Here is a 20,488-nt window from a genome sequence, read left to right on the forward strand (position 1 = left end):
TTACGCGTACGTGCATACGTACGGACTCAGACGCGCGTCCGCAGCATCGTCCGCATCGTGCGCATGGCCACCGACAGGTTCGCCAGGTCGAACGCGTCCGACCCCTGGATCTCCTCCAGCGTGGTCCGCGCCCGGCCCAGGATCGCCGCGCTCTTCTCCTCCCACGCCTTGAAGCGCTGCTCCGGCGTCGATTCCCCGTTGCCCACGGACAGCACGTCCTGCGTCAGGCCGGCGTGCGCCGCGTACAGGTCCTCGCGGATGGAGGCGCGGGCCATGGACTGCCAGCGGTCGGCCCGCGGCAGCTCGATGATCCGGTCCATCAGCTGGGTGATGGAGAGGCGGTCGGCGAGGTCGTAGTACACCTCGGCGACCTGCATCGCGGTCTTGCCGGTGCGCTCCGCGATGGCGACGATGTCGAGCGTCGGGAAGGCGGACGAGAATCCGGCCACCCGCAGCGCCAGCTCCTGCGGAACGCCCGCGTCGGTCAGCTCGTCGAGGATGCCCTGGTACCACTCCAGGTCCGCGCCGCGCAGCAGCTTCGGCAGCTCGTCCCAGACCCGTGCCACACCGGTGCCGAAGAACTCGATGGTCTCGGCGAGCTCCAGCGGCTGCGGCCGGTTGCCCAGCAGCCAGCGCGTACCGCGCTCGACGAGACGCCGCGAGTGCAGCCGGATCCGGGTCTGGACGTCGGCGGCGACCTTGTTGTCGAGCGCCTCGACGGCGTCCCACACCTCACTCAGCCCGAAGATCGCGCGGGCCGCGAACTGCGCCCGTACGATCTCCTCGATCGACGCCCCGGTCTCCTCCCGCAGCCGGTGCAGGAAGGTCGAACCACCGGTGTTGACGGTGTCGTTGACCAGCACCGTCGTGATGATCTCGCGGCGCAGCGCGTGCGCGTCGATCTGCTCGCCGAACTTCTCGCGCAGCGCCTTCGGGAAGTACGCGTGCAGCAGGCCCCGCAGGTGCGGGTCGTCCGGCAGGCCGGTGTGGATCAGCTCGTCCGCCACCGTGATCTTGGTGTACGCCATGAGGACGGCGAGCTCGGGCTGGCTCAGCCCGCGGCCCGCGCTCAGCAGTTCGCGGATCTGCCGGTCGGTGGGCAGGAACTCCAGCGGGCGGTTCAGATGGCCGTCGCGCTCCAGCCGGCGCATGAAGCGCTGGTGGGCGTGGAGCAGGGAGGGCGCCTGGGTGACGGCGTTGGCCAGGGCCGTGTTCTGCGCGTAGTTGTTGCGCAGCACCAGCGAGCCGACCTCGTCGGTCATCGTGGCGAGCAGCTTGTTCCGCTGCTTCACGGTCATGTCGCCGTCCGCGACGAGCCCGTTCAGCAGGATCTTGATGTTCACCTCGTGGTCGGAGGTGTCCACGCCCGCGCTGTTGTCGATGGCGTCGGTGTTGATCCGGCCGCCCTCACCACCCGCACCCCGCCGGGCGAACTCGATGCGGCCGAGCTGGGTGGCACCGAGGTTGCCGCCCTCGCCGACGACCTTGACCCGCAGGTCCTCGCCGTTGACGCGGATCGCGTCGTTCGCCTTGTCACCGACGTCGGCGTTCGACTCCGCCGAGGACTTGACGTACGTACCGATGCCGCCGTTCCACAGCAGGTCGACCGGCGCCTTGAGGATCGCCTTCATCAGATCGGCCGGGGTCATCTTGGTGATGCCCCGCTCGATGCCGAGCGCCTCGCGGATGTGCGAGTTGATCGGGATCGCCTTCGCGCTGCGCGGGTGGATGCCGCCGCCGGCGGACAGCAGCGCGGTGTCGTAATCGGCCCACGAGGAGCGCGGCAGCTCGAAGAGGCGGCGGCGCTCGGCATACGACGTGGCCGCGTCCGGGTTCGGGTCGATGAAGATGTGCCGGTGGTCGAAGGCCGCGACGAGACGGATGTGCTCGGAGAGCAGCATTCCATTACCGAAGACGTCGCCGGACATGTCACCCACACCGACGACCGTGAAGTCCTCGTTCTGGGTGTCGTGGCCGAGCTCGCGGAAGTGCCGCTTGACGGACTCCCAGGCGCCGCGGGCGGTGATGCCCATGCCCTTGTGGTCGTAACCGACCGAGCCGCCCGACGCGAAGGCGTCGCCGAGCCAGAAGTTGTAGGCGATCGCGATCTCGTTGGCGATGTCGGAGAAGGTCGCGGTGCCCTTGTCGGCGGCGACGACGAGGTACGTGTCGTCCTCGTCGTGGCGCACGACGTCCTTCGGCGCCACGACCTGCCCCGCCACCATGTTGTCGGTGATGTCGAGCAGCGCCGAGATGAAGGTCTTGTACGAGGCGATGCCCTCGGCCATCCACGCGTCACGGTCGACGGACGGGTCCGGCAGATTCTTGGCGACGAACCCACCCTTGGCACCGACCGGCACGATGACGGTGTTCTTCACCATCTGCGCCTTGACCAGGCCCAGCACCTCGGTCCGGAAGTCTTCCCTCCGGTCCGACCAGCGCAGGCCACCGCGCGCGACCTTGCCGAAGCGCAGGTGGACGCCCTCGACGCGCGGCGAGTAGACCCAGATCTCGTACGCCGGGCGGGGCGCGGGGAGGTCCGGAATCGCCTGCGGGTCGAACTTCATCGACACGTAGGAGTGCGGCTCACCGGTCGCGGTCTTCTGGAAGAAGCTCGTCCGCAGCGTCGCCTTGATGACGGTCAGGAAGGACCGCAGGATCCGGTCCTCGTCGAGGGACGCGACCTGGTCGAGCGCGCCGTCGAGCTCTTCGAGCAGCCCGTCGGTCAGCTCGGTGCCCGCGATCTGGCGCTCCGGCGACATCCGCGCCTCGAAGAGCGAGATCAGCAGCCGGGTGGTGTGGACGTTGTTGCGGAGGGTGTCCTCCATGTAGTCCTGGCTGAAGGTAGAACCGGCCTGGCGCAGGTACTTCGCGTACGCGCGCAGCACCATCGCCTGCCGCCAGTCCAGTCCGGCGCTCAGGACGAGGGCGTTGAAGCCGTCGTTCTCGGCCTGCCCGGTCCACACGGCGGAGAACGCTTGCTGGAAACGCTCCCGTGCGTCGTCGGCCAGGTAGCCGTCGTTGCCGTTCGACTTGGGCATGCGCAGGCCGAAGTCGTAGATCCACGCGTGCGTACGGTCGGCGCAGCGCAGCTCGTACGGACGCTCGTCGACGACCTCGACGCCGAGCCGCTGGAGCACGGGCAGGACGGCGGACAGGGAGACCTGCTCACCGATCCGGTAGATCTTGAAGCGGCGCTCGTTGGGTCCGGCGCCCACCGGCTCGTACAGGGAGAGCGAGAAGCTGTTGCGGCCGTGCGTCAGCTGTTCGAGGTGGACGAGGTCGGCGACGGCGGAGCGCGGCGAGTGGTCGGCCTTGTAGCCCTCGGGGAAGGCGTGACCGTACCGGCGCAGCAGCTCGGCGGCGCGCTCCTCGCCCAGCTCGGCGTTCATGGCCTCGGCGAAACCGTCGGCCCAGGAGCGGGCGGCCTCGACGAGGCGGGCCTCGATGCGCTCGGTGTCGGCGTCGGTGAGGGCCGGCAGCTCGGTGCCGGCCGGGACGCGTACGACGAAGTGCAGGCGGGAAAGGATCGACTCGGTGTTCCAGGCGGTGAAGTCGACGCTGATGCCGCCGAGCTCCTCCTTGAGGATGTCGATGAGCCGAAGCCGCACGGCGGTGGTGTAGCGGTCGCGGGGCAGGTAGATGAGGGCGGAGTAGTAGCGCCCGTACTCGTCCTGTCGCAGGTAGAGGCGCAGCCGGCGCCGTTCCTGGAGGTAGAGCACGCTCGTCACGATGGACGTCAGCTGGTCGACGGGCGTCTGGAAGAGCTCGTCGCGCGGGTACGTCTCCAGGATCTGGAGCAGGTCGCGGCCGTCGTGGCTGTTGGGCGAGAAGCCCGCGGTCTCGAGGACCTCTTCGACCTTGCGGCGGACGACGGGGACACGGCGTACGGACTCGGTGTACGCGGCCGAGGAGAACAGCCCGAGGAAGCGCCGCTCGCCGATGACATTGCCGTCCGCGTCGAACTTCTTCACGCCGACGTAGTCGAGGTAGCTGGGCCGGTGCACGGTCGAGCGGCTGTTGGCCTTCGTCAGTACGAGCAGCTTGTGCTCGCGGGCCTTGGCCCGGACGTCGGCGGGCAGCCGGCTGAAGGACGGGCTGACCGGGTGGTCCTCGTTGCCGCTGTGGTGCGGGTCGGAGCGCAGGATGCCGAGGCCGGTGCCGGGGACGGCGGACAGCGCGTCGTCCGGCGTCAGCTCGTACTCGCGGTAGCCGAGGAAGGTGAAGTGGTCACCGGCCAGCCAGCGCAGCAGCTCGCGGGCCTCGTCGACCTCCTGGTCGCGCAGGTCGTCGGCAGTGGGCTCGCTCGGCAGCTCGTCGGCGATACGCAGCGCCGAGTCGCGCATCTTCTCCCAGTCCTCGACGGCCTCGCGGACGTCGTTCAGGACACGCAGCAGGTCGGCGGTGATCTGCTTGAGGTCGGAGCGGTCGGTCTCGCGGTCGATCTCGACATGGATCCAGGACTCGACGCACGCGTCGTGCGGCAGCTTCCCGTTGCGGCGCCCGCCGTCGGCGGCGAGGACCTCGACCAGCTTGCCGGTGACATCGCGGCGCACGGTGACCTGCGGGTGGATCACGACGTGGATGCCGCGCCCCTGGCGGGACAGCTCATTGGTGACGGAGTCCACGAGGAAGGGCATGTCGTCGGTGACCACCTCGACGACGGAGTGGCTGCAGGTCCAGCCGTTCTCCTCGACGGTCGGGGTGTGCACCCGGACGTTGGCGGTGCCCTGCGGGCGGTTCTCCGCCAACCGGTAGTGCGAGAGAGCCGCGCCGAATACATCGACCGGGTCGCGGTCCGCGAGGTCTTCGGGGGCCGTGTGCAGGTAGTAGCGCTGGAGGTACGCGAGGAGCGTGTCCCTGTCGGGAGTGCCTTCGCTCGTGGACCCAGTCGAAGGTTGCCCCCCGGCCGGGCTGTTCTCAGCTACCCGGGCCGCCCGTACGAGCAGCTCGGCCTTGGCTTCGTCCAGCTTGGTCTGCATGTCCTCTGGCTCCTGTCGCGCGCCGTTGCGTGACGTAGGTGAAGAAAGATGACACAACGCCACGACGCGGGGTATCCGGTCGGGTCGACGTTATGCCGCGATGAGAGATACCCATGACGTTATTGGCCAATTTTGACGGCCGGTCGGGGTTTCGGGGACCAGCGATCGCCCGGGCACGGTGGTGCTCCGGGCGCATGCCGGGGGCTTCACTGCCCCCGAGGGCTATCGCGCTGATCACGGCACCAGGCTATCTCCCCGCACGGGGGCCCCGTCATGTCCGATCCTTGTACAAAACCAGGCCCGAAGTTTGACACTCTGGACAGCGCGGACAGTGCGAAGGCCTCTCACCTGATCCGGCGGGGCGCCTTGGCAAACGACGCCGCCCGGTGCACGTTGAACCGGACGGCACGGCACAGCCCGCCCGAGGGGAGCACACAGTCATGGCACCCAAGATCCTCATCGTGACCGGCGACGCAGCGGAGTCGCTGGAAGTCCTCTACCCGTACCAACGCCTGCGCGAGGAGGGGTACGAAGTCGACATCGCCGCCCCGGCCCGCAAGAAGCTCCAGTTCGTGGTCCACGACTTCGAGCCCGGCTTCGACACGTACACCGAGAAGCCCGGCTACACCTGGCCCGCCGACCTGGCGTTCTCCGAAGTCGAGCCGAGCCAGTACGCCGCCCTGGTGATCCCCGGCGGGCGGGCCCCGGAGTACCTGCGCAACGACCTCGAGCTGCGCAAGATCCTCAAGGCTTTCTTCGACTCGGACAAGCCGGTGGCGCAGATCTGCCACGGCCCGCTCCTGACGGCCGCCATCGACGGCCTGGCCGGCCGCCGGGTCACGGCCTATCCAGCCCTGGAGCTCGACATGCAGGCCGCGGGAGCGACGTTCCAGGACGCGGAGGCGGTCGTGGACGGCACGCTGGTCTCGGCCCGCGCCTGGCCGGACCACTCAGCCTGGATGCGCGAGTTCCTGAAGGTTCTCCGCGCGAAGAACCCGGTGACGTAGCCCCTCCCGCCCAGCCCCTTTGGCGTTTGAGGAGCGGGGTCCGGTGCGAAGCCCCAGAGAGCAGCCCGGGTGGGCGGACCGGTGGACAGGGGTGACCCTCACCCCATCCACCGCTCCGCCAGCTCCACCGCCTCCGCAAGCGTGTCCACCACCGGAACCCCCGCCGGCTCCAAGCTGGCCCGACTGTGCGAGCCCCCGGTATAGAGCACCGCCCGAGCCCCCACATGCGCAGCCGCCACAGCGTCATCCACCGCATCGCCGATAACAACAACCTGCTCCGGCGCGACACCGCCCAGCGCCGCGACATGCCGGGCCATGTGCGCGGCCTTGCTGCCGCCGGAAGGCCCGGTCCGCCCGTCGACCCGCACGAAGTGCCGCTCGATCCCGTACTGCCGCACCACCGGCAGCAGCTGCTCATGCCCGTACATGCTCAGCAGTGACTGGCTGCGCCCCCCGGCCCCCCACTCCACGAGCAGTTCCTCGACCCCGTGGGTGAGCGCGCACACCACCCGCAGCTCCGTGTAATGCCGATGGAACGCCTCGTCCATGACCAGCCACTCCGCGACCGTCGGCAGCCGCCCCATCAGCCGCTCGTAGAAGCGGGGTATGGGCACGCAGTACAGCTCCCGGTATCGCGCCAGCGTGATCGGCTCGATCCCGATCTCCGCGAACGCGGCGTTCGTCGCCCCGATGACCGCACTGATGTCATCGAGCAGCGTGCCGTTCCAGTCCCAGACGAGATGCGTCGTCGTGTGCTTCCCCATTCCAAGAAGGTACCCACTGGCTACGACAACGCAGCCACCACACCACAGCCCGGCTCAGCCGGGCTCAGACCGCTCAGCCGATCAGATTCGGGAGATCTCCTGCACCCCGAACCACAGCAGTTCGTGGTCCTCCGCGCCGTCCACCGTGAACTGCGCGTCGTCGTCCCCGTGGTCCGCCGCGCCCAGCGCCGAGGCCGCCGCCGTCACATCCGCCTCCGCGTCGTCCGCGTCGACATGTACCGCCGCCGCCTTCTTCAGCGGCACCGCGGCGGCGATCCGCACCTCGCCGAGCCCTGCCGCGTCCAGCCCCCGGTCCGGGTCCGCGACCGCGTCCCCGTCCGGTACGTCGACGGCCACGACCACCCGGCGGCGCGCGGCGCCCGGGTCCCCGGCCAGCAGCCGCAGGGACGCCGCCGCGGCCCGGTTGAGTGCGGCGTACTCGAGCTCCTCGATGTCGTCCGATACGTACCACTCGCGCAGACCGGGCGTCACGGCGTAGGCGGTCAGCGGGCCGGGCCCGAGCTGTCCGGCCTTGTGCGCCTCAGCGAGACCGGAAAGGGTCAGGGGGACGTAGACGCGCATTGGCAGGCCGCTTTCGTAGTCGGGAGGCGGACTCAAGGATACGTACGGAGTCCCCCTTCGGGGTGGTGGTCCCCGGCCTCCACGACGTCCACCTGACGAGCCGCCCGTCGGCCGGCCGCCGCCCCACTGCCGCCTCCCGTCACCCGGATAGGTGAATCGGCCGGCCACCGCCTCTTCCGGTCACCTCGCCTTGCCGCCGTCTCTCACCGCCGTAGAAGATCACCAGCAGAAGTTACTGCCCGGTATTACAGCCGGGCCGGCAGAGCGGGGGCACACAGATGAGCAAGGACAGGACCCGGCCGCAAGGACGCCGCGACCCGCGCAGGCCCGGCGCACCCACGTCCCGGGCGGCCACTACGAGCCCCACCACCGCAACCACACCCCCACCCGCACCCACACCACTCCGCCGGCACCACCACCGCCCCACACCCCACGAACAGTTCGCCGAGCGCCTGCTGGCCGTACTCAGCGGCCGGCGCCCCGTGCACTGGATGCTCGGCCACACCATCGGCGAGGCGTACGAGCAGCTCGTCCAGCTCGCGCCCAGGACCCCGCTGCGCACCCGCGGCACTCTCCCCGTCGTACGCACCTGCGGCAGCTTCCACCCGCGCCCCGGCGTGGTCGAGGCCTTCGCGAGCATCGCGGCCGGCGAGCAGGTACGGGCGATGGCGTTCCGCCTGGAGCAGGGCCGCGACCTGCGCTGGCGGTGCGCCGCCGTCGAGCTGGGCGGCGACCGCGGCGACCCGGTGGCGGCCTCCTGCGCCCCCGCCTAGCCACAGCCGGAACTCAGTCGACCCGCCGAAATGCGGCCGGGGCCGGACACCCATCGGTGTCCGGCCCCGGCCGCGCTGCAAGCGCCTGATGCCTACTTCTTGCGGCGACGGCCGCCGCTGCCGCCCTTCTGCGCCTTGCGCCGCTCGGCCCGCGTCATGCCGTCCGACTCGGACCGCGCAGGCCCTTCACCGTTCTCGAAGTCACCCTCGACGACACTGCCCTCACCGTCCACCTTGGGGGCGGAGAAGTGCAGCCGGTCGGGCCGCTGCGGAGCGTCGAGCCCCTTCGCCCGGATCTCCGGACGCGGCGCACCCGCGGGAACCGCGTCCTCCTTGCGCAGTGACGGCTTCTGGGACGCGTCCTGCGCCGGAACCGGAACTTCCTCGACCTGCTGCTCGACCTGGACCTCCAGGTTGAACAGGTAGCCGACGGACTCTTCCTTGATGCCGTCCATCATGGCGTTGAACATGTCGAAGCCCTCGCGCTGGTACTCGACCAGCGGGTCCTTCTGGGCCATGGCGCGCAGGCCGATGCCCTCCTGGAGATAGTCCATCTCGTAGAGGTGCTCGCGCCACTTGCGGTCCAGGACCGACAGCACGACGCGCCGCTCCAGCTCACGCATGATGTCGGAGCCGAGCTGCGCCTCGCGCTCGGCGTACTGCTCGTAGATGTCGTCCTTGATGGACTCGGCGATGAACTCGGCGGTGATGCCCGCGCGGTCGCCCGCCGCCTCCTCCAGCTCCTCCACCGTGACCTTCACCGGGTAGAGCTGCTTGAACGCGCCCCACAGCCGGTCGAGGTCCCACTCCTCGGCGAAGCCCTCGACGGTCTCGGCCTGGATATACGCGTCGATGGTGTCGTCCATGAAGTGACGGATCTGCTCCTGCAGGTCCTCACCCTCCAGGACCCGGCGGCGCTCACCGTAGATGACCTCGCGCTGCCGGTTGAGCACCTCGTCGTACTTCAGGACGTTCTTACGCGTCTCGAAGTTCTGCTGCTCGACCTGCGACTGCGCGGACGCGATCGCCCGCGTCACCATCTTGTTCTCGATCGGTACGTCGTCGGGCACATTCGCCATCGACATCACGCGCTCGACCATGGCGGCCTTGAACAGGCGCATCAGGTCGTCGCCCAGCGACAGGTAGAAGCGGGACTCGCCCGGGTCGCCCTGACGGCCGGAACGACCGCGCAGCTGGTTGTCGATACGCCGCGACTCGTGCCGCTCCGTACCGAGCACGTACAGCCCACCGAGGGCCTTGACCTCTTCGAACTCGGCCTTGACGGCCTGCTCGGCCTTCTCCAGCGCGCCGGGCAGGGCCGCGGCCCACTCCTCGATGTGCTCCTCCGGGTCGAGGCCGCGCTGGCGCAGCTCCGCCTCGGCGAGGTCGTCCGGGTTTCCGCCGAGCTTGATGTCCGTACCGCGACCGGCCATGTTCGTGGCGACGGTGACGGCGCCCTTGCGGCCGGCCTGGGCGATGATCGGCGCCTCACGGTCGTGCTGCTTGGCGTTGAGGACTTCGTGCTGGACTCCGCGCTTGGAGAGCTGCTGCGAGAGGTACTCCGACTTCTCCACGGAAGTCGTGCCGACCAGGATCGGCTGGCCCTTCTCGTGCTTCTCCGCGATGTCGTCGACGACGGCGGCGAACTTCGCGACCTCGGTGCGGTAAATGAGGTCGGACTGGTCGGCGCGGACCATCGGCCGGTTCGTCGGGATCGGCACGACGCCCAGCTTGTAGATCTGGTGGAACTCGGCGGCCTCGGTCATGGCCGTACCGGTCATGCCGGAGAGCTTGTCGTAGAGGCGGAAGAAGTTCTGCAGGGTGATCGTGGCGAGCGTCTGGTTCTCGTCCTTGATGTCCACCCCTTCCTTCGCCTCGATCGCCTGGTGCATGCCCTCGTTGTAGCGGCGGCCGGCGAGGATACGGCCGGTGTGCTCGTCGACGATCATGACTTCGCCGTCGATGACGACGTAGTCCTTGTCCTTCTTGAAGAGTTCCTTGGCCTTGATCGCGTTGTTCAGGTATCCGACGAGCGGCGTGTTGACCGACTCGTAGAGGTTGTCGATACCCAGCCAGTCCTCGACCTTGGCGACACCGGGCTCGTGGATGGCTACGGTGCGCTTCTTCTCGTCGACCTCGTAGTCGCCGGTCTCCTCGATGCCCTTGAGCGGGTTGCCCGGCTCGCCCTTCTTCAGACGGACGACCAGCTTGGCGAAGTCGCCGTACCACTTGGTGGCCTGGTCGGCCGGTCCCGAGATGATCAGCGGCGTACGGGCCTCGTCGACCAGGATCGAGTCGACCTCGTCGACGATCGCGAAGTTGTGACCGCGCTGGACGAGCTCGTCCTTGGACCACGCCATGTTGTCGCGCAGATAGTCGAAGCCGAATTCGTTGTTCGTGCCGTACGTGATGTCGCAGGCGTACATCTCACGGCGCTGCGCCGGCGACATGTCGGCGAGAATGCAGCCGACCTCGAGGCCGAGGATTTTGTGCACCCGGCCCATCATCTCGGAGTCGCGCTCGGCCAGGTAGTCGTTCACCGTGATCAGGTGGACGCCCTTGCCGGACAGCGCGTTCAGATACGCGGGAAGCGTGCCGACGAGGGTCTTGCCCTCACCGGTCTTCATCTCGGCGACATAACCGAGATGCAGGGCGGCGCCACCCATCATCTGGACGTCGTAATGGCGCTGACCGAGAACACGCTTCGCTGCCTCGCGGACGGTCGCGAAAGCCTCGGGAAGCAGGTCGTCCAGGCTCTCGCCGTCGGCGTACCGCTCCTTGTACTCATCGGTGAGCGCCCGCAACTCGGCGTCGGAGAGGTTGATGAAGTCCTCTTCGATGGAGTTGACCTGGTCCGCGATGCGGTGCAGTTTGCGCAGGATCTTGCCTTCGCCTGCACGCATGAGCTTGTTGAAGACGGACACTGAGGCTGGTCTCCTTGCCGGTCGGGCCTGTGCACTGGGTCGTATGGACTCTGGCGCGGGCACGGCAGGTGGTCCCCACCGCATCGGCCATCGTAAGCGAGGACCCCGCCACGCCGGGAGGTCCGCCCGCAGGAAGGCCCACTGTTACCCGCAAAGAGAACGGACAGGGAGCCCGGAAGGTGCCGGGCCATCCCAAAAAGGTCTGGCGCACCCCTGCCCGGCGAGCCGAGAATCAGCCGATGGAGCCCACCATCCTCACCACCGAGCGTCTGCTGCTGCGCCCTTTCGAGCCCGCCGACACGGACGCCGTCCTCCATGCTTGTCAGGATCCCGACATCCAGCGCTGGACGCCGATCCCCTCGCCGTACGAACGTGAGCACGCGGAGGGCTTCGTCCACCGGATCGTGCCGGACGGCTGGCGCTTCGACACCGTGTACGCCTTCGCGGTGCTCACCCGGGACAGCGGGGAACTGGTCGCGGCGATCTCGTCGATCAGCCGCGGCGAGGGCGCCGCGGAAGTCGGGTACTGGGCGGCGAAGCAGCACCGCGGCCGCGGCTACGTCACGGAAGCGGTCGGGGCCGTCGCCCACTGGGCCTTCACCACGGCGGGCGTGGAACGCCTGGAGTGGCGCGCCGAGGTCGGCAACGACGCGTCCCGCGCGGTCGCCGAGAAGGCCGGTTTCGTCATCGAGGGCGTCCAGCGCTCCGGCATCGCGAACAAGGGCGTACGCCGCGACGGCTGGACCGGCGCGCTGCTCCCGTCCGATCTCGGCCTGCCCACAGCGCGCCCGTACCTGCCCGCCAGAACCTGAATCCCCGCAGACCAGGGCCTGTTGTCAGTGGCGGCGCCTAGGCTGCGGCCATGACCAGTCTGCTGCCGCCCGCCGCCTCCCTGTCCGCCGACGAAGCCCGCAGGATCGCTCTGCGCGCGCAGGGATTCCTGGGTGCGCCGGACCGGCGGGCCGGAGTGCGCGGCGTGTTGCGCCACCTGGGCGCGGTCCAGCTCGACACCATCTCCGTGCTGGCCCGCTCGCACGAGCTGATTGCGTACGCCCGGCTCGGCGCCGTAGGTCGTACGCCGGTCGACGCCGCCTACTGGACCGGCGCTCACGCGTTCGAGTACTGGTCGCACGCCGCCTGCATCCTGCCCATGGAGGAATGGCCGCACTTCGCGTTCCGCCGCCGCGCGTACCGCGACCGGCCACACTGGCACCACGACCTGCCGGACGGCGCGTACGACGCGGTGATCAAGCAGCTGCGCGCCGAAGGCCCGCTGACGGCGACGGAGTTGGGCGGCGCCAAGAACGGCGGCGAGTGGTGGGACTGGTCGGCGTCGAAGGTGGCCGTCGAGCGGGCGCTGATGTACGGCGAGGTCGTGTGCACCGAGCGGCGCGGCTGGAAGCGGGTCTACGACCTGGCCGAGCGCGCCGTCCCGGACGCCGTCTACCACGACGACCTGGACGACACCGAGTGCCTTCGCCGCCTCGTGCGGCTGGCCGGGCAGTCCCTGGGCGTCGGCACGCGCGCCGACATCGCGGACTACCACCGTCTCAAGGGGGAGCAGGTCGAGGCCGTGATCGCCGAGTCGGGCCTGGTCCCGGTCGAGGTCGAGGGCTGGGCCAAGCCGGCCTGGGCGGACCCCGAGGCGCTGGCGGCCACCCCGCGCGGCCGCCACCGCACGACGCTCCTGTCGCCCTTCGACTCCCTCATCTGGGACCGCCCGCGCACCGAGCGCCTCTTCGGCTTCACTCACCGCCTGGAGGCTTACGTCCCCAAGCCGAAGCGGATACACGGGTACTTCGCGATGCCGCTGCTCGCGGGCGGCCGGCTGCTGGGCCGCGTCGACCCGGCGCGCGAGGGAAAGACCCTGGTGGCGCGCCAGGTCTCGGTGGAGAGCCGGAAGGCGGTCCGGCCGATGGCCGAGGCGCTGGTCGAGGCCGCGCAGTGGGTCGGCTGCACGGACGTACGCCTGGAGCGCGTCGACGCACCCGACTTGCGCACCGCGCTGACCACGGAACTGGCCCGCCTCACGTGACCACCCAGCCGAGGCCAGGACGGGCCGCCCCGCACCTCACCTGATCTCCAGGATCTTCTCCCGCATCGCGTAAACCACCGCCTCCATCCTGGAGTGCAGTTGCAGCTTCTCCAGGATGTTCCGGACGTGGTTCTTCACGGTGTTCTCGGAAATGAACAACTCCTTGGCGATGTCCCGGTTGTTCATGCCCGTCGCGACGAGCTTGAGGACCTCCAGCTCCCGCTCGGTCAGCCGCGGCGCCGGGACGAGCCGGCGCTCGTCGGTGCGCTGGATCATCGACTTGAATTCGGTGAGGAGCTTCGACGCCATCGACGGGCTGATCTGGGACTGGCCGTCGGCCACCGCCCGGATCGCGGTGGCCACCTCGTCCGTGGAGATCTCCTTGAGGAGATACCCCGTCGCCCCCGCCTTGATCGCGTCGTAGAGGTCCGCCTCCTCGTCGCTGATCGTCAGCATGATGATCTTCGCGCTGGGCGCCACCTCCTTGATCGAGGTGCACGCCTCAATACCGCCGCGCTTGGGCATCCGTACGTCCATCAGCACGATGTCGGGCAGCAGATCGGCGGCCTTGTCCACGGCCTCCGCCCCGTCCGCCGCCTCGCCGACGACCTGAATGTCCTCCTCCTGCGCGAGGACGATCTCCAGCCCCCGGCGAAACAGGGCGTGATCGTCCACGACCAGCACCCTGATGGGCTCCTTGCGCGTCCCCCCGGCGTCCGTACCGGAACCGCCGACACCGTCGGCATCCCCCATGTCGGACTCGTCCTGCACCGGACCGAAGCTGTCCGCCATCGTTCCTCCCCCTGAAGGCCGTGGCCCGAAATTCATGAGCTGCCCCAACCACAGTGTGGTGAGCACCGATTGGCTTGCGACGCCATGATTTCATGCCCGGACGACGGAGCGGTGATCCTGTGGTCGCACGATGGTGCCCCTGGGGGCGCACAGGCGCTCCAGGGGCACCACCACAGATGGGTACGGCGCGCTGCCCGCATTGGTTCAGCGTGCCCGGCGAATCACCCGCCGAGTGCACCGCCGGCGCCGCCCGCCTCTGTTTCGGCGAGGGGGTCGGTCGTAAGGCGGATAACTCCGTAGTCGTAGGCGTGCCGCCGGTAGACGACACTGGGCTCCTTTGTCTCGGAGTCGACGTAGAGGTAGAAGTCGTGCCCGACCAGCTCCATTTCGTAGAGCGCCTGGTCGAGCGACATCGGGGCCGCGACGTGTGTCTTCTCGCGGACCACCAGCGGCCCTTCGCCCTGCACTTCGAGCGGCCCGATCCTGGTGGTGGGAATGGTGGGCGGCGCCTCCTCGGCGACCAGCAGCCCATTGCCGTTGATGGCCGCGGCACCCGGCACTGCCGCACCGACCTCGGCGGCGGACAGCCTGCCGTTGCCACGACGCGTGTGGCGCTTGTCGTGCTGCCTCCGCAGCCGCGCCTCCAGCTTCCCCGTGGCCAGGTCCAGCGCTGCGTACGGGTCGCCGGCCGAAGCCTCGGCCCGGATCACCGGGCCACGCGAGCGAAGCGTGATCTCCACGCGATCGGAACGGTCCGCCTGCCGCGGGTTGGGCTCCTTGGACACCTCGACGTCAAGGCTCATCACCTTGGCGTCAATTTTCTGGATTTTCTCCAGGTTGAGCTTCTCGGCCACGTGCTTGCGGAACCTCTCGGGCACCTCGGTCTTGCGGCCCTTGACGACGATGTCCACGCAGAACTCCGTTCCCGGATAGCCCCGCTTCAGCTGCGGAGCGTCTCCCTTTCGCACCAGGTTCCGGTGAGCACCGGAACCTCGGACTTGGTGACTTTCACCTCCTCCTCCCCAGTCGACAAGATCCCCACCCCATCGACTTCGGGCTGAAGGGAAAACCCGAAGCGCAGCTGTCCCAATAAGTGAGGCACAGGGTCTGCTTTTCCTCACAACCGAACATAGCTCGCTCGGACGCTTGTCGGCACCCGCTACCGGCGCGTACCTCCGTTCAAGTGCATTTCCCCTCTGTCCACCAGCAACGATCCAAGTTCCCCGTCAGTTCCGGTTTATTTCGAACGAGAGCGCCGGTGCCGCGACTACGGCCGCGTTCACCTGTGCGGATACGGAAATCAGCCGTTCCTGGGTGGCACTCAGTGCACGGGCCGCCTCCGCCAGCGAGGCCCCCGTTGTCATGAGATCGTCCACCAGTACGGCCAGGCCGCCTTCCAGGAGCCGCCCGCCGCCCGCGACGACCTCCAGGGCCCCCGCCAGGTTCGCCGCCCGCTCGCGGGCGCTCAGGCCCGCCTGGTCACTCACCGCCCGCCGCTGCCTGAGCACGGCGAGCACCCGGGCAGGCACTCCGGCGCGCCGCAGCTCCCCGGCGGCAGCCAGCGCGATCCGGCGCGCCGGATCATGCCCGCGCGCCCTGACCGCACCGCGCGCGGACGGTACGGGTACGAGCAGCAGCGGCCCCGCCGTCCCGGCCCGCGGCCCGGTCACCGCGGCCCGCACCGCGCCCGCCAGTGCGCTGCCGAGCGCCCCCGCGAGCCCCAGTGCGCCCCGCTCCTTGTGCCCGAGCAGCACGGCGCGTACCGCGTCCTCGTACGGAGCGGCGGCATGGACCACCGGCAGCCCCGCCGGCTCCGGCGACGGGCGCACCCGGCGCGCCCGGGCGCCGTACAATGCCTGCCCGCATTCGGCGCACAGCACTGTGCGCGGCCTGCCGCAGCCGCCGCACGCGACCGGCAGCACCAGACCGGCGACCTCCCGCCACCACCCGTGCATGGACTCCACTGTGCCCAGCGGAGCGCGCCGCAACCACCCCTGTGGAAAACCCGGTTGCCGGGGCCGGTTGCAGGCCCCCGGCGCGTGGGCCGCGGACGGCTATCCCGGATAGACCGGGTACGACCCCTTGCTGACCACTGTCTTCCAGTTCGCGCCGGGCGGCAGCCGCACAATGCCGTCCTCCACCGAGTGCGCCAGCAGCGGCAGCCGGTCGTCGTCCGCCGAAGCGACCGCCGTCACCCGGTTCACGCCCGGCACCGACTGGGCGTCCGACGTCGAACCGTCCGTCTGCAGATACCGCAGCTGCTGCACCCCGCCGGACTCTCGGCCGACGACCACCAGGCGGCTGCGCCCGGCCCACGACACGGCCGTCACTTCCTCCATCTGAGGCGCGACGGGCCGCAGGTCGACAACGGACACTTCCGGCTTGTCCACAGGCCCGTGCCGCTCGACCCGGCCGAGCTTCAGGGTCGTCCGGCCGTCCTGCGTCACCAGCAGCGCGATCCGTACACCGTCCGCCGACACCTTCAGCGCCTCGATACGGGCCCCGTCGAGGCCGTCAAGGCCATCGACGACCTTGACCTCCTCCGCCTTCCCCTCGCCGCCCGCCAGCCGCAGCAGCCGCGGCTGACGCGGGTCCCGGTCGGCCACCCAGAGATCGCCCCGCCCGTCCCAGCTAGGCGCCGAGAGGCGGTCCTTCTCCTGCTTGCCGCCGCTGGTCAGCACCGGCTCCTCGGGCTCGCTGTCCGAGACGACGGACGCCACATACAGCGAGCGCGCGTCCTGCGAGACCCCCGCCGCGTGCCGTTCGTTGCGCGCCACCGCGACCGCGCTCAGATGCCGTTCGCCGTTGCCGAGCGGACCCGGCACGGGGTCGGCCTCATCGTCGGCGCCGGTGTTCTCGGTGCTTGCCACCATCCGTACGAGACGCTGCTTGGGGTCGAGAAAGTACTGATAGTCCGGGCTCCCCGAAGCCCGTTCCGGAGCAAAGTCCTCCGCCTGGTCCCCGCCGAGCACGCACAGCGTCGAACCGTCCGACCGCTGCAACTCCACTTGCCCGACCCGGTACGACGTCAGGTCCCGCAGCGTGAAGAGCAGTTGGGCGGCCATCTCCCTGCACCGCTTCTGGCCGACGTTGGACGCCTTCCCGTTGAGCGGCACCTTGAGAGCGTTCCGGTCGTCGAACGCCAGGGACTTGGCGCCGTCCTCCAGCTTCAGTGCCGTACCCGTGGGGAAGCTGGAACCGACCACCGGCTTCAGCCAGTTGGTCGGCCCGCTCAGCAACGCCTCGACCGTCTGCGTCACCGGATCCATCTGGGTCTGCGGGTCCATGCGCTTGCGTACGTACACGGGGTCGGCGACCAGCCACGGGTGAGCCGCGCCGGCCCCCTCCGACGACGTACCGGAAGCGAAGTAGTACTTGTTGACGGAGCGGTAGATGCGCTCGAAGTCCGACTCACCGAGCACCAGCCCCTGCGGCAGGCCGTCGATTCGCCACTCCTTGCCATCCGGACCGTTCTGCCTGCTGAGATGGAGCGTCTCGCGGTACGAGCGGTTGACCGGCTGGTACGCGCGCTGCTCGTTCACCTCGGCGATCTTCGTGCCGGTCAGCGCGTACGTATAGGCCCCGCCCTCGCGGTCATTGGCCCGCTGGTCCTGCGGCACCGGGCCGTCGTCCAGCACCGTGACGTGCGTCGGGTCCCACTCCTGGGATGCCTTCTTCGTCAGGTACTTACGGGCCGTGGCGAATTGGGGGTCGTCGCCCGTCATCGCCTCCAGGAAACCCTCGACGATCTCGTTCGGCTGGGCACCCTTCCTCGGCGCCATCCCGTACACCCGCACCTGCGAGTCACCGCGCGGGGACGCCTCCACGGCCTCCACGTCGCCGTTGTCCGGCATGGACGCGCAGCCGGTCAGCAGCAGCAGACCACCGCACCCCAGCAGCACCGTCGTCCGCGGCACCCGCCAGCGGCCGCCGCGCAATCGCTCAGTGCCCACGGGTGATGTCCTTCCGCTCCGCCTGCGATGCACTGTCAACGTCGCCCGACGACCGCGCCACGACCCGGGCACCACTGCCCGGCAGCGCCGTCGGATCCGCCGCCGGCGCCGGTCGCGTCGCTGCGGGCAGTGGCGACCGCTCGGCGCTCGGCTGTGCGGGCACCCTCGCGAGCCGGTTGGCACCGCCGCCCGGCCGGTCCCCCGTCACCCGGCTGTCCGCCTCCGCGCGCTCGCGCGCACGCCGCGAATCTTCGGGCTCCAGCGGAATGGGCGAACCGCGCAGCGACTCGTCCGCCGTACGCGGCAGGGTGAGCCTGAACTGCGATCCGCCGCCCGGCTCTCCCCACGCCTGAAGCCAGCCGCCGTGCAGCCGCGCGTCTTCCACCGCGATGGACAGGCCGAGGCCGGTACCACCCGTGTGGCGCGCACGCGCCGGATCGGCCCGCCAGAACCGGTTGAACACCCGCGTCGCCTCCCCCGGCTTCAGCCCGACCCCGTAGTCACGGACCGCCACGGCGACAGCCCCACCCGCGGCGCCCAGCCGGACAACAACATCCCGGCCCTCACCGTGCTCTACGGCATTGACGACAAGATTTCGAAGTACGCGCTCCACCCGCCGCGCATCGGCCTCGGCAACCACGGGCTGCTCATCACCGGTCACCCGTATCCGGGTCCCCTTGCGCTCGGCCAGCGGCTCGGCTCCCTCGATGACCCGGCGTACGACCTCACGCAGGTCTATCGGCTCCGCCTCCAGAGCCGCCGCACCCGCGTCGAACCGGCTGATCTCCAGCAGGTCGGCGAGCAGCGACTCGAAGCGGTCCAGCTGTCCGGCGAGCAGCTCGGCGGACCGCGCCGTCACCGGATCGAAGTCGGAACGCGCCTCATGAATGACGTCGGCGGCCATCCGTACGGTCGTCAGCGGCGTACGCAGCTCGTGCGAGACGTCCGACACGAAGCGCCGCTGGAGCCGGGACAGCTCCTCCAGCTGCTGGATCTTGACCTGCAAGTTCTGCGCCATCTTGTTGAAGGCCTCGCCGAGCCGCGCGATGTCGTCCTCACCCGTGACCTTCATACGTTCCTGGAGCCGGCCGGCGGACAGCCGCTCGGCGACCCCGGCGGCCATCCGCACAGGCGTGACGACCTGCCGCACGACCAGCCAGGCGATGCCGCCGAACAGCACGACAACGAACACCCCCGCGGTGGCGAGCGTGGTTTTCACCAGGCTGAGCGACTCCTCCTCCTGCGTCAGCGGAAAGAGGTAGTAGAGCTGATACGGCTGGCCGCTGTTGTCATTCAACTGCTTCCCGATGACCAGACCGGGCTCGGACGGCTCCTGCGCGTCCGTGTACGTAATCCGGACAAAAGCCTTGTGCGCCTTGCCGGTCCCCTGATCGATCGCGTCCCGAAGCTTCTGCGGCACGCTCGCGCTCTGGTTCACGCCGCCCGACGCGCGGGGCCCGCGATTGCTGGAACTCTCGTCGTCCGAATCAGCACTGAGCGCCACCACGTGGAATGCCTGCCGGCCGCCGCTGGCGAGCTGCTCCACGAGCTCGGTCCTCCAGTTGGTGGAGTTGCGAGCGGTGGCCCTGGCCTGCGAGCTTTCTCCGGAGCCCGTTCCGGCGACGGTACGGGCCTTCTCCTCCGCCACGTCGAATCCACCGGCCGCCTGGCTCTGGGCAGCCTCCTGCTTCGCGTCGAGCAGGCCATTACGCACCTGCCACATCACCACGAAGCCGAGCAGCAGCACCACACCGAGCGACATCAGCAGTGAACCGACGACCACGCGCAGCTGAATGTTCCGCCGCCACAGCCGCAGCGAAGGCAGCAGCGGCCGCCGCACCCAGCGCGCGAAGAGACGCAGGGCCGGACCGCCCTGCACGAAACGTCCGATCCTGGACGTCCTTCGCCGAGGACCGGCAGCCCGCCCCGTACGGACTCCCGGCTCCCCCCCGGGCATCGGAGCAGCGCTGCCTCGGCTCATATCAGCTCGGTCCGGCCTTGTAACCGACCCCGCGGACGGTCACAACGATCTCCGGACGCTCCGGGTCCTTCTCGACCTTCGACCGCAACCGTTGGACATGGACATTGACCAGCCGGGTGTCCGCGGCATGGCGATAACCCCACACCTGCTCCAGCAGCACCTCGCGGGTGAACACCTGCCAGGGCTTACGGGCGAGCGCGACCAGCAGGTCGAACTCGAGCGGCGTCAGGGCGATGGACTGCCCCTCCCTCTTCACGGAATGACCGGCCACGTCAATGACCAGGTCTCCGATTGCCAGCTGTTCCGGCGCCGGCTCCTCCGACCTCCTCAGTCGCGCCCTGATACGGGCTACGAGCTCCTTGGGCTTGAACGGCTTGACGATGTAGTCGTCAGCGCCGGACTCCAGCCCCACCACCACATCTACGGTGTCGCTCTTGGCGGTGAGCATGACGATCGGCACCCCGGACTCGGCCCGGATCAGTCGGCAGACTTCGATGCCGTCCCGTCCGGGCAGCATGAGATCCAGCAGCACCAGGTCAGGCTTGGCCTCCCTGAATGCGGCCAGTGCCTTGTCGCCATCCGCTACGAACGACGGCTCAAATCCTTCACCACGCAGCACAATGCCGAGCATCTCGGCCAGTGCGGTGTCGTCGTCGACGACAAGGACGCGTCCCTTCATAAACGACATCATCCCA

At 69.3% G+C, this 20,488-nt stretch carries 13 protein-coding genes and 1 pseudogene; 4 read left to right on the forward strand and 10 right to left on the reverse strand.

The annotated features are described in order from the left end of the window. Positions 1–26 precede the first annotated feature (26 nt). Positions 27–4,982: an NAD-glutamate dehydrogenase gene (locus tag J7E89_RS06720; protein ID WP_214969432.1), complete on the reverse strand. Its 4,956-nt coding sequence runs from the start codon at positions 4,980–4,982 to the stop codon at positions 27–29. Between the two features lie 440 nt (positions 4,983–5,422). On the opposite strand from J7E89_RS06720, the gene J7E89_RS06725 reads away from it, so the two are divergent. Beyond that, a complete protein-coding gene (locus J7E89_RS06725) occupies positions 5,423–5,989 on the forward strand; it encodes a DJ-1/PfpI family protein (protein ID WP_214969434.1) in 567 nt (188 codons plus the stop codon). Positions 5,990–6,087: 98 nt separating this feature from the next. Here the strand turns inward: J7E89_RS06725 and J7E89_RS06730 are convergent, their stop codons facing one another. Next, entirely contained in the window at positions 6,088–6,753 is a 666-nt protein-coding gene (locus J7E89_RS06730; protein ID WP_214969436.1) for an HAD family hydrolase, read from the reverse strand. Between the two features lie 73 nt (positions 6,754–6,826). After that, positions 6,827–7,335 (reverse strand): annotated as a pseudogene (locus J7E89_RS06735) (hypothetical protein). A gap of 278 nt (positions 7,336–7,613) precedes the next feature. Here J7E89_RS06735 and J7E89_RS06740 point away from each other — a divergent pair. After that, complete coding sequence (locus J7E89_RS06740) at positions 7,614–8,108, forward strand: Rv3235 family protein (RefSeq protein ID WP_214969440.1); 495 nt, start codon at positions 7,614–7,616, stop codon at positions 8,106–8,108. Between the two features lie 92 nt (positions 8,109–8,200). Here J7E89_RS06740 and secA read toward each other — a convergent pair whose 3' ends face one another. After that, entirely contained in the window at positions 8,201–11,032 is a 2,832-nt protein-coding gene (gene secA / locus J7E89_RS06745; protein ID WP_214969442.1) for a preprotein translocase subunit SecA, read from the reverse strand. Positions 11,033–11,271: 239 nt separating this feature from the next. On the opposite strand from secA, the gene J7E89_RS06750 reads away from it, so the two are divergent. Both J7E89_RS06750 and J7E89_RS06755 read left to right on the forward strand, forming a co-directional pair. Continuing rightward, positions 11,272–11,844: a GNAT family N-acetyltransferase gene (locus J7E89_RS06750; RefSeq protein ID WP_214969444.1), complete on the forward strand. Its 573-nt coding sequence runs from the start codon at positions 11,272–11,274 to the stop codon at positions 11,842–11,844. Positions 11,845–11,894: 50 nt separating this feature from the next. Further along, positions 11,895–13,067 carry a winged helix-turn-helix domain-containing protein gene (locus J7E89_RS06755; RefSeq protein WP_214969446.1) on the forward strand — a complete coding sequence of 391 codons (1,173 nt, stop codon included), beginning with the start codon at positions 11,895–11,897 and terminating at the stop codon, positions 13,065–13,067. Positions 13,068–13,103: 36 nt separating this feature from the next. On the opposite strand, the gene J7E89_RS06760 is transcribed toward J7E89_RS06755, so the two are convergent. The 6 genes from J7E89_RS06760 to mtrA all read right to left on the reverse strand — a co-directional run bounded on the left by J7E89_RS06760 (position 13,104) and on the right by mtrA (position 20,484). Continuing rightward, positions 13,104–13,859, reverse strand: coding sequence for a response regulator transcription factor (locus J7E89_RS06760; protein WP_214969448.1), 756 nt, complete (start codon positions 13,857–13,859; stop codon positions 13,104–13,106). A 221-nt stretch (positions 13,860–14,080) separates the two neighbouring features. Then, positions 14,081–14,770, reverse strand: a complete 690-nt coding sequence (gene hpf, locus J7E89_RS06765) for a ribosome hibernation-promoting factor, HPF/YfiA family (protein ID WP_214969517.1) — start codon at positions 14,768–14,770, stop codon at positions 14,081–14,083. 315 nt (positions 14,771–15,085) lie between these two features. Further along, positions 15,086–15,814 carry a ComF family protein gene (locus J7E89_RS06770; protein ID WP_214969450.1) on the reverse strand — a complete coding sequence of 243 codons (729 nt, stop codon included), beginning with the start codon at positions 15,812–15,814 and terminating at the stop codon, positions 15,086–15,088. 99 nt (positions 15,815–15,913) lie between these two features. Then, positions 15,914–17,812, reverse strand: a complete 1,899-nt coding sequence (locus J7E89_RS06775) for an LpqB family beta-propeller domain-containing protein (RefSeq protein WP_214969452.1) — start codon at positions 17,810–17,812, stop codon at positions 15,914–15,916. Continuing rightward, positions 17,802–19,793 carry an MtrAB system histidine kinase MtrB gene (gene mtrB / locus J7E89_RS06780; RefSeq protein WP_214969454.1) on the reverse strand — a complete coding sequence of 664 codons (1,992 nt, stop codon included), beginning with the start codon at positions 19,791–19,793 and terminating at the stop codon, positions 17,802–17,804. Before mtrB ends, J7E89_RS06775 begins: the two co-directional genes overlap by 11 nt. A 1-nt stretch (position 19,794) precedes the next feature. Beyond that, positions 19,795–20,484, reverse strand: a complete 690-nt coding sequence (mtrA, locus tag J7E89_RS06785) for a two-component system response regulator MtrA (protein WP_187281934.1) — start codon at positions 20,482–20,484, stop codon at positions 19,795–19,797. Positions 20,485–20,488: the final 4 nt, after the last annotated feature.

Origin of the sequence: Streptomyces sp. ISL-100 (assembly GCF_018614615.1) — a bacterium.
Classification (GTDB): domain Bacteria; phylum Actinomycetota; class Actinomycetes; order Streptomycetales; family Streptomycetaceae; genus Streptomyces.

What these genes read in the sequence shown, in the direction of transcription:
- J7E89_RS06730 (WP_214969436.1), bottom strand. Translation starts at nt 6,753, where the DNA reads ATGGGGAAGCACACGACGACGCATCTCGTCTGGGACTGGAACGGCACG.
- J7E89_RS06755 (WP_214969446.1), top strand. Translation starts at nt 11,895, where the DNA reads ATGACCAGTCTGCTGCCGCCCGCCGCCTCCCTGTCCGCCGACGAAGCC.
- J7E89_RS06770 (WP_214969450.1), bottom strand. Translation starts at nt 15,814, where the DNA reads ATGCACGGGTGGTGGCGGGAGGTCGCCGGTCTGGTGCTGCCGGTCGCG.
- J7E89_RS06725 (WP_214969434.1), top strand. Translation starts at nt 5,423, where the DNA reads ATGGCACCCAAGATCCTCATCGTGACCGGCGACGCAGCGGAGTCGCTG.
- mtrB (WP_214969454.1), bottom strand. Translation starts at nt 19,793, where the DNA reads ATGAGCCGAGGCAGCGCTGCTCCGATGCCCGGGGGGGAGCCGGGAGTC.
- J7E89_RS06740 (WP_214969440.1), top strand. Translation starts at nt 7,614, where the DNA reads ATGAGCAAGGACAGGACCCGGCCGCAAGGACGCCGCGACCCGCGCAGG.
- J7E89_RS06720 (WP_214969432.1), bottom strand. Translation starts at nt 4,982, where the DNA reads ATGCAGACCAAGCTGGACGAAGCCAAGGCCGAGCTGCTCGTACGGGCG.
- J7E89_RS06760 (WP_214969448.1), bottom strand. Translation starts at nt 13,859, where the DNA reads ATGGCGGACAGCTTCGGTCCGGTGCAGGACGAGTCCGACATGGGGGAT.
- mtrA (WP_187281934.1), bottom strand. Translation starts at nt 20,484, where the DNA reads ATGATGTCGTTTATGAAGGGACGCGTCCTTGTCGTCGACGACGACACC.
- J7E89_RS06750 (WP_214969444.1), top strand. Translation starts at nt 11,272, where the DNA reads ATGGAGCCCACCATCCTCACCACCGAGCGTCTGCTGCTGCGCCCTTTC.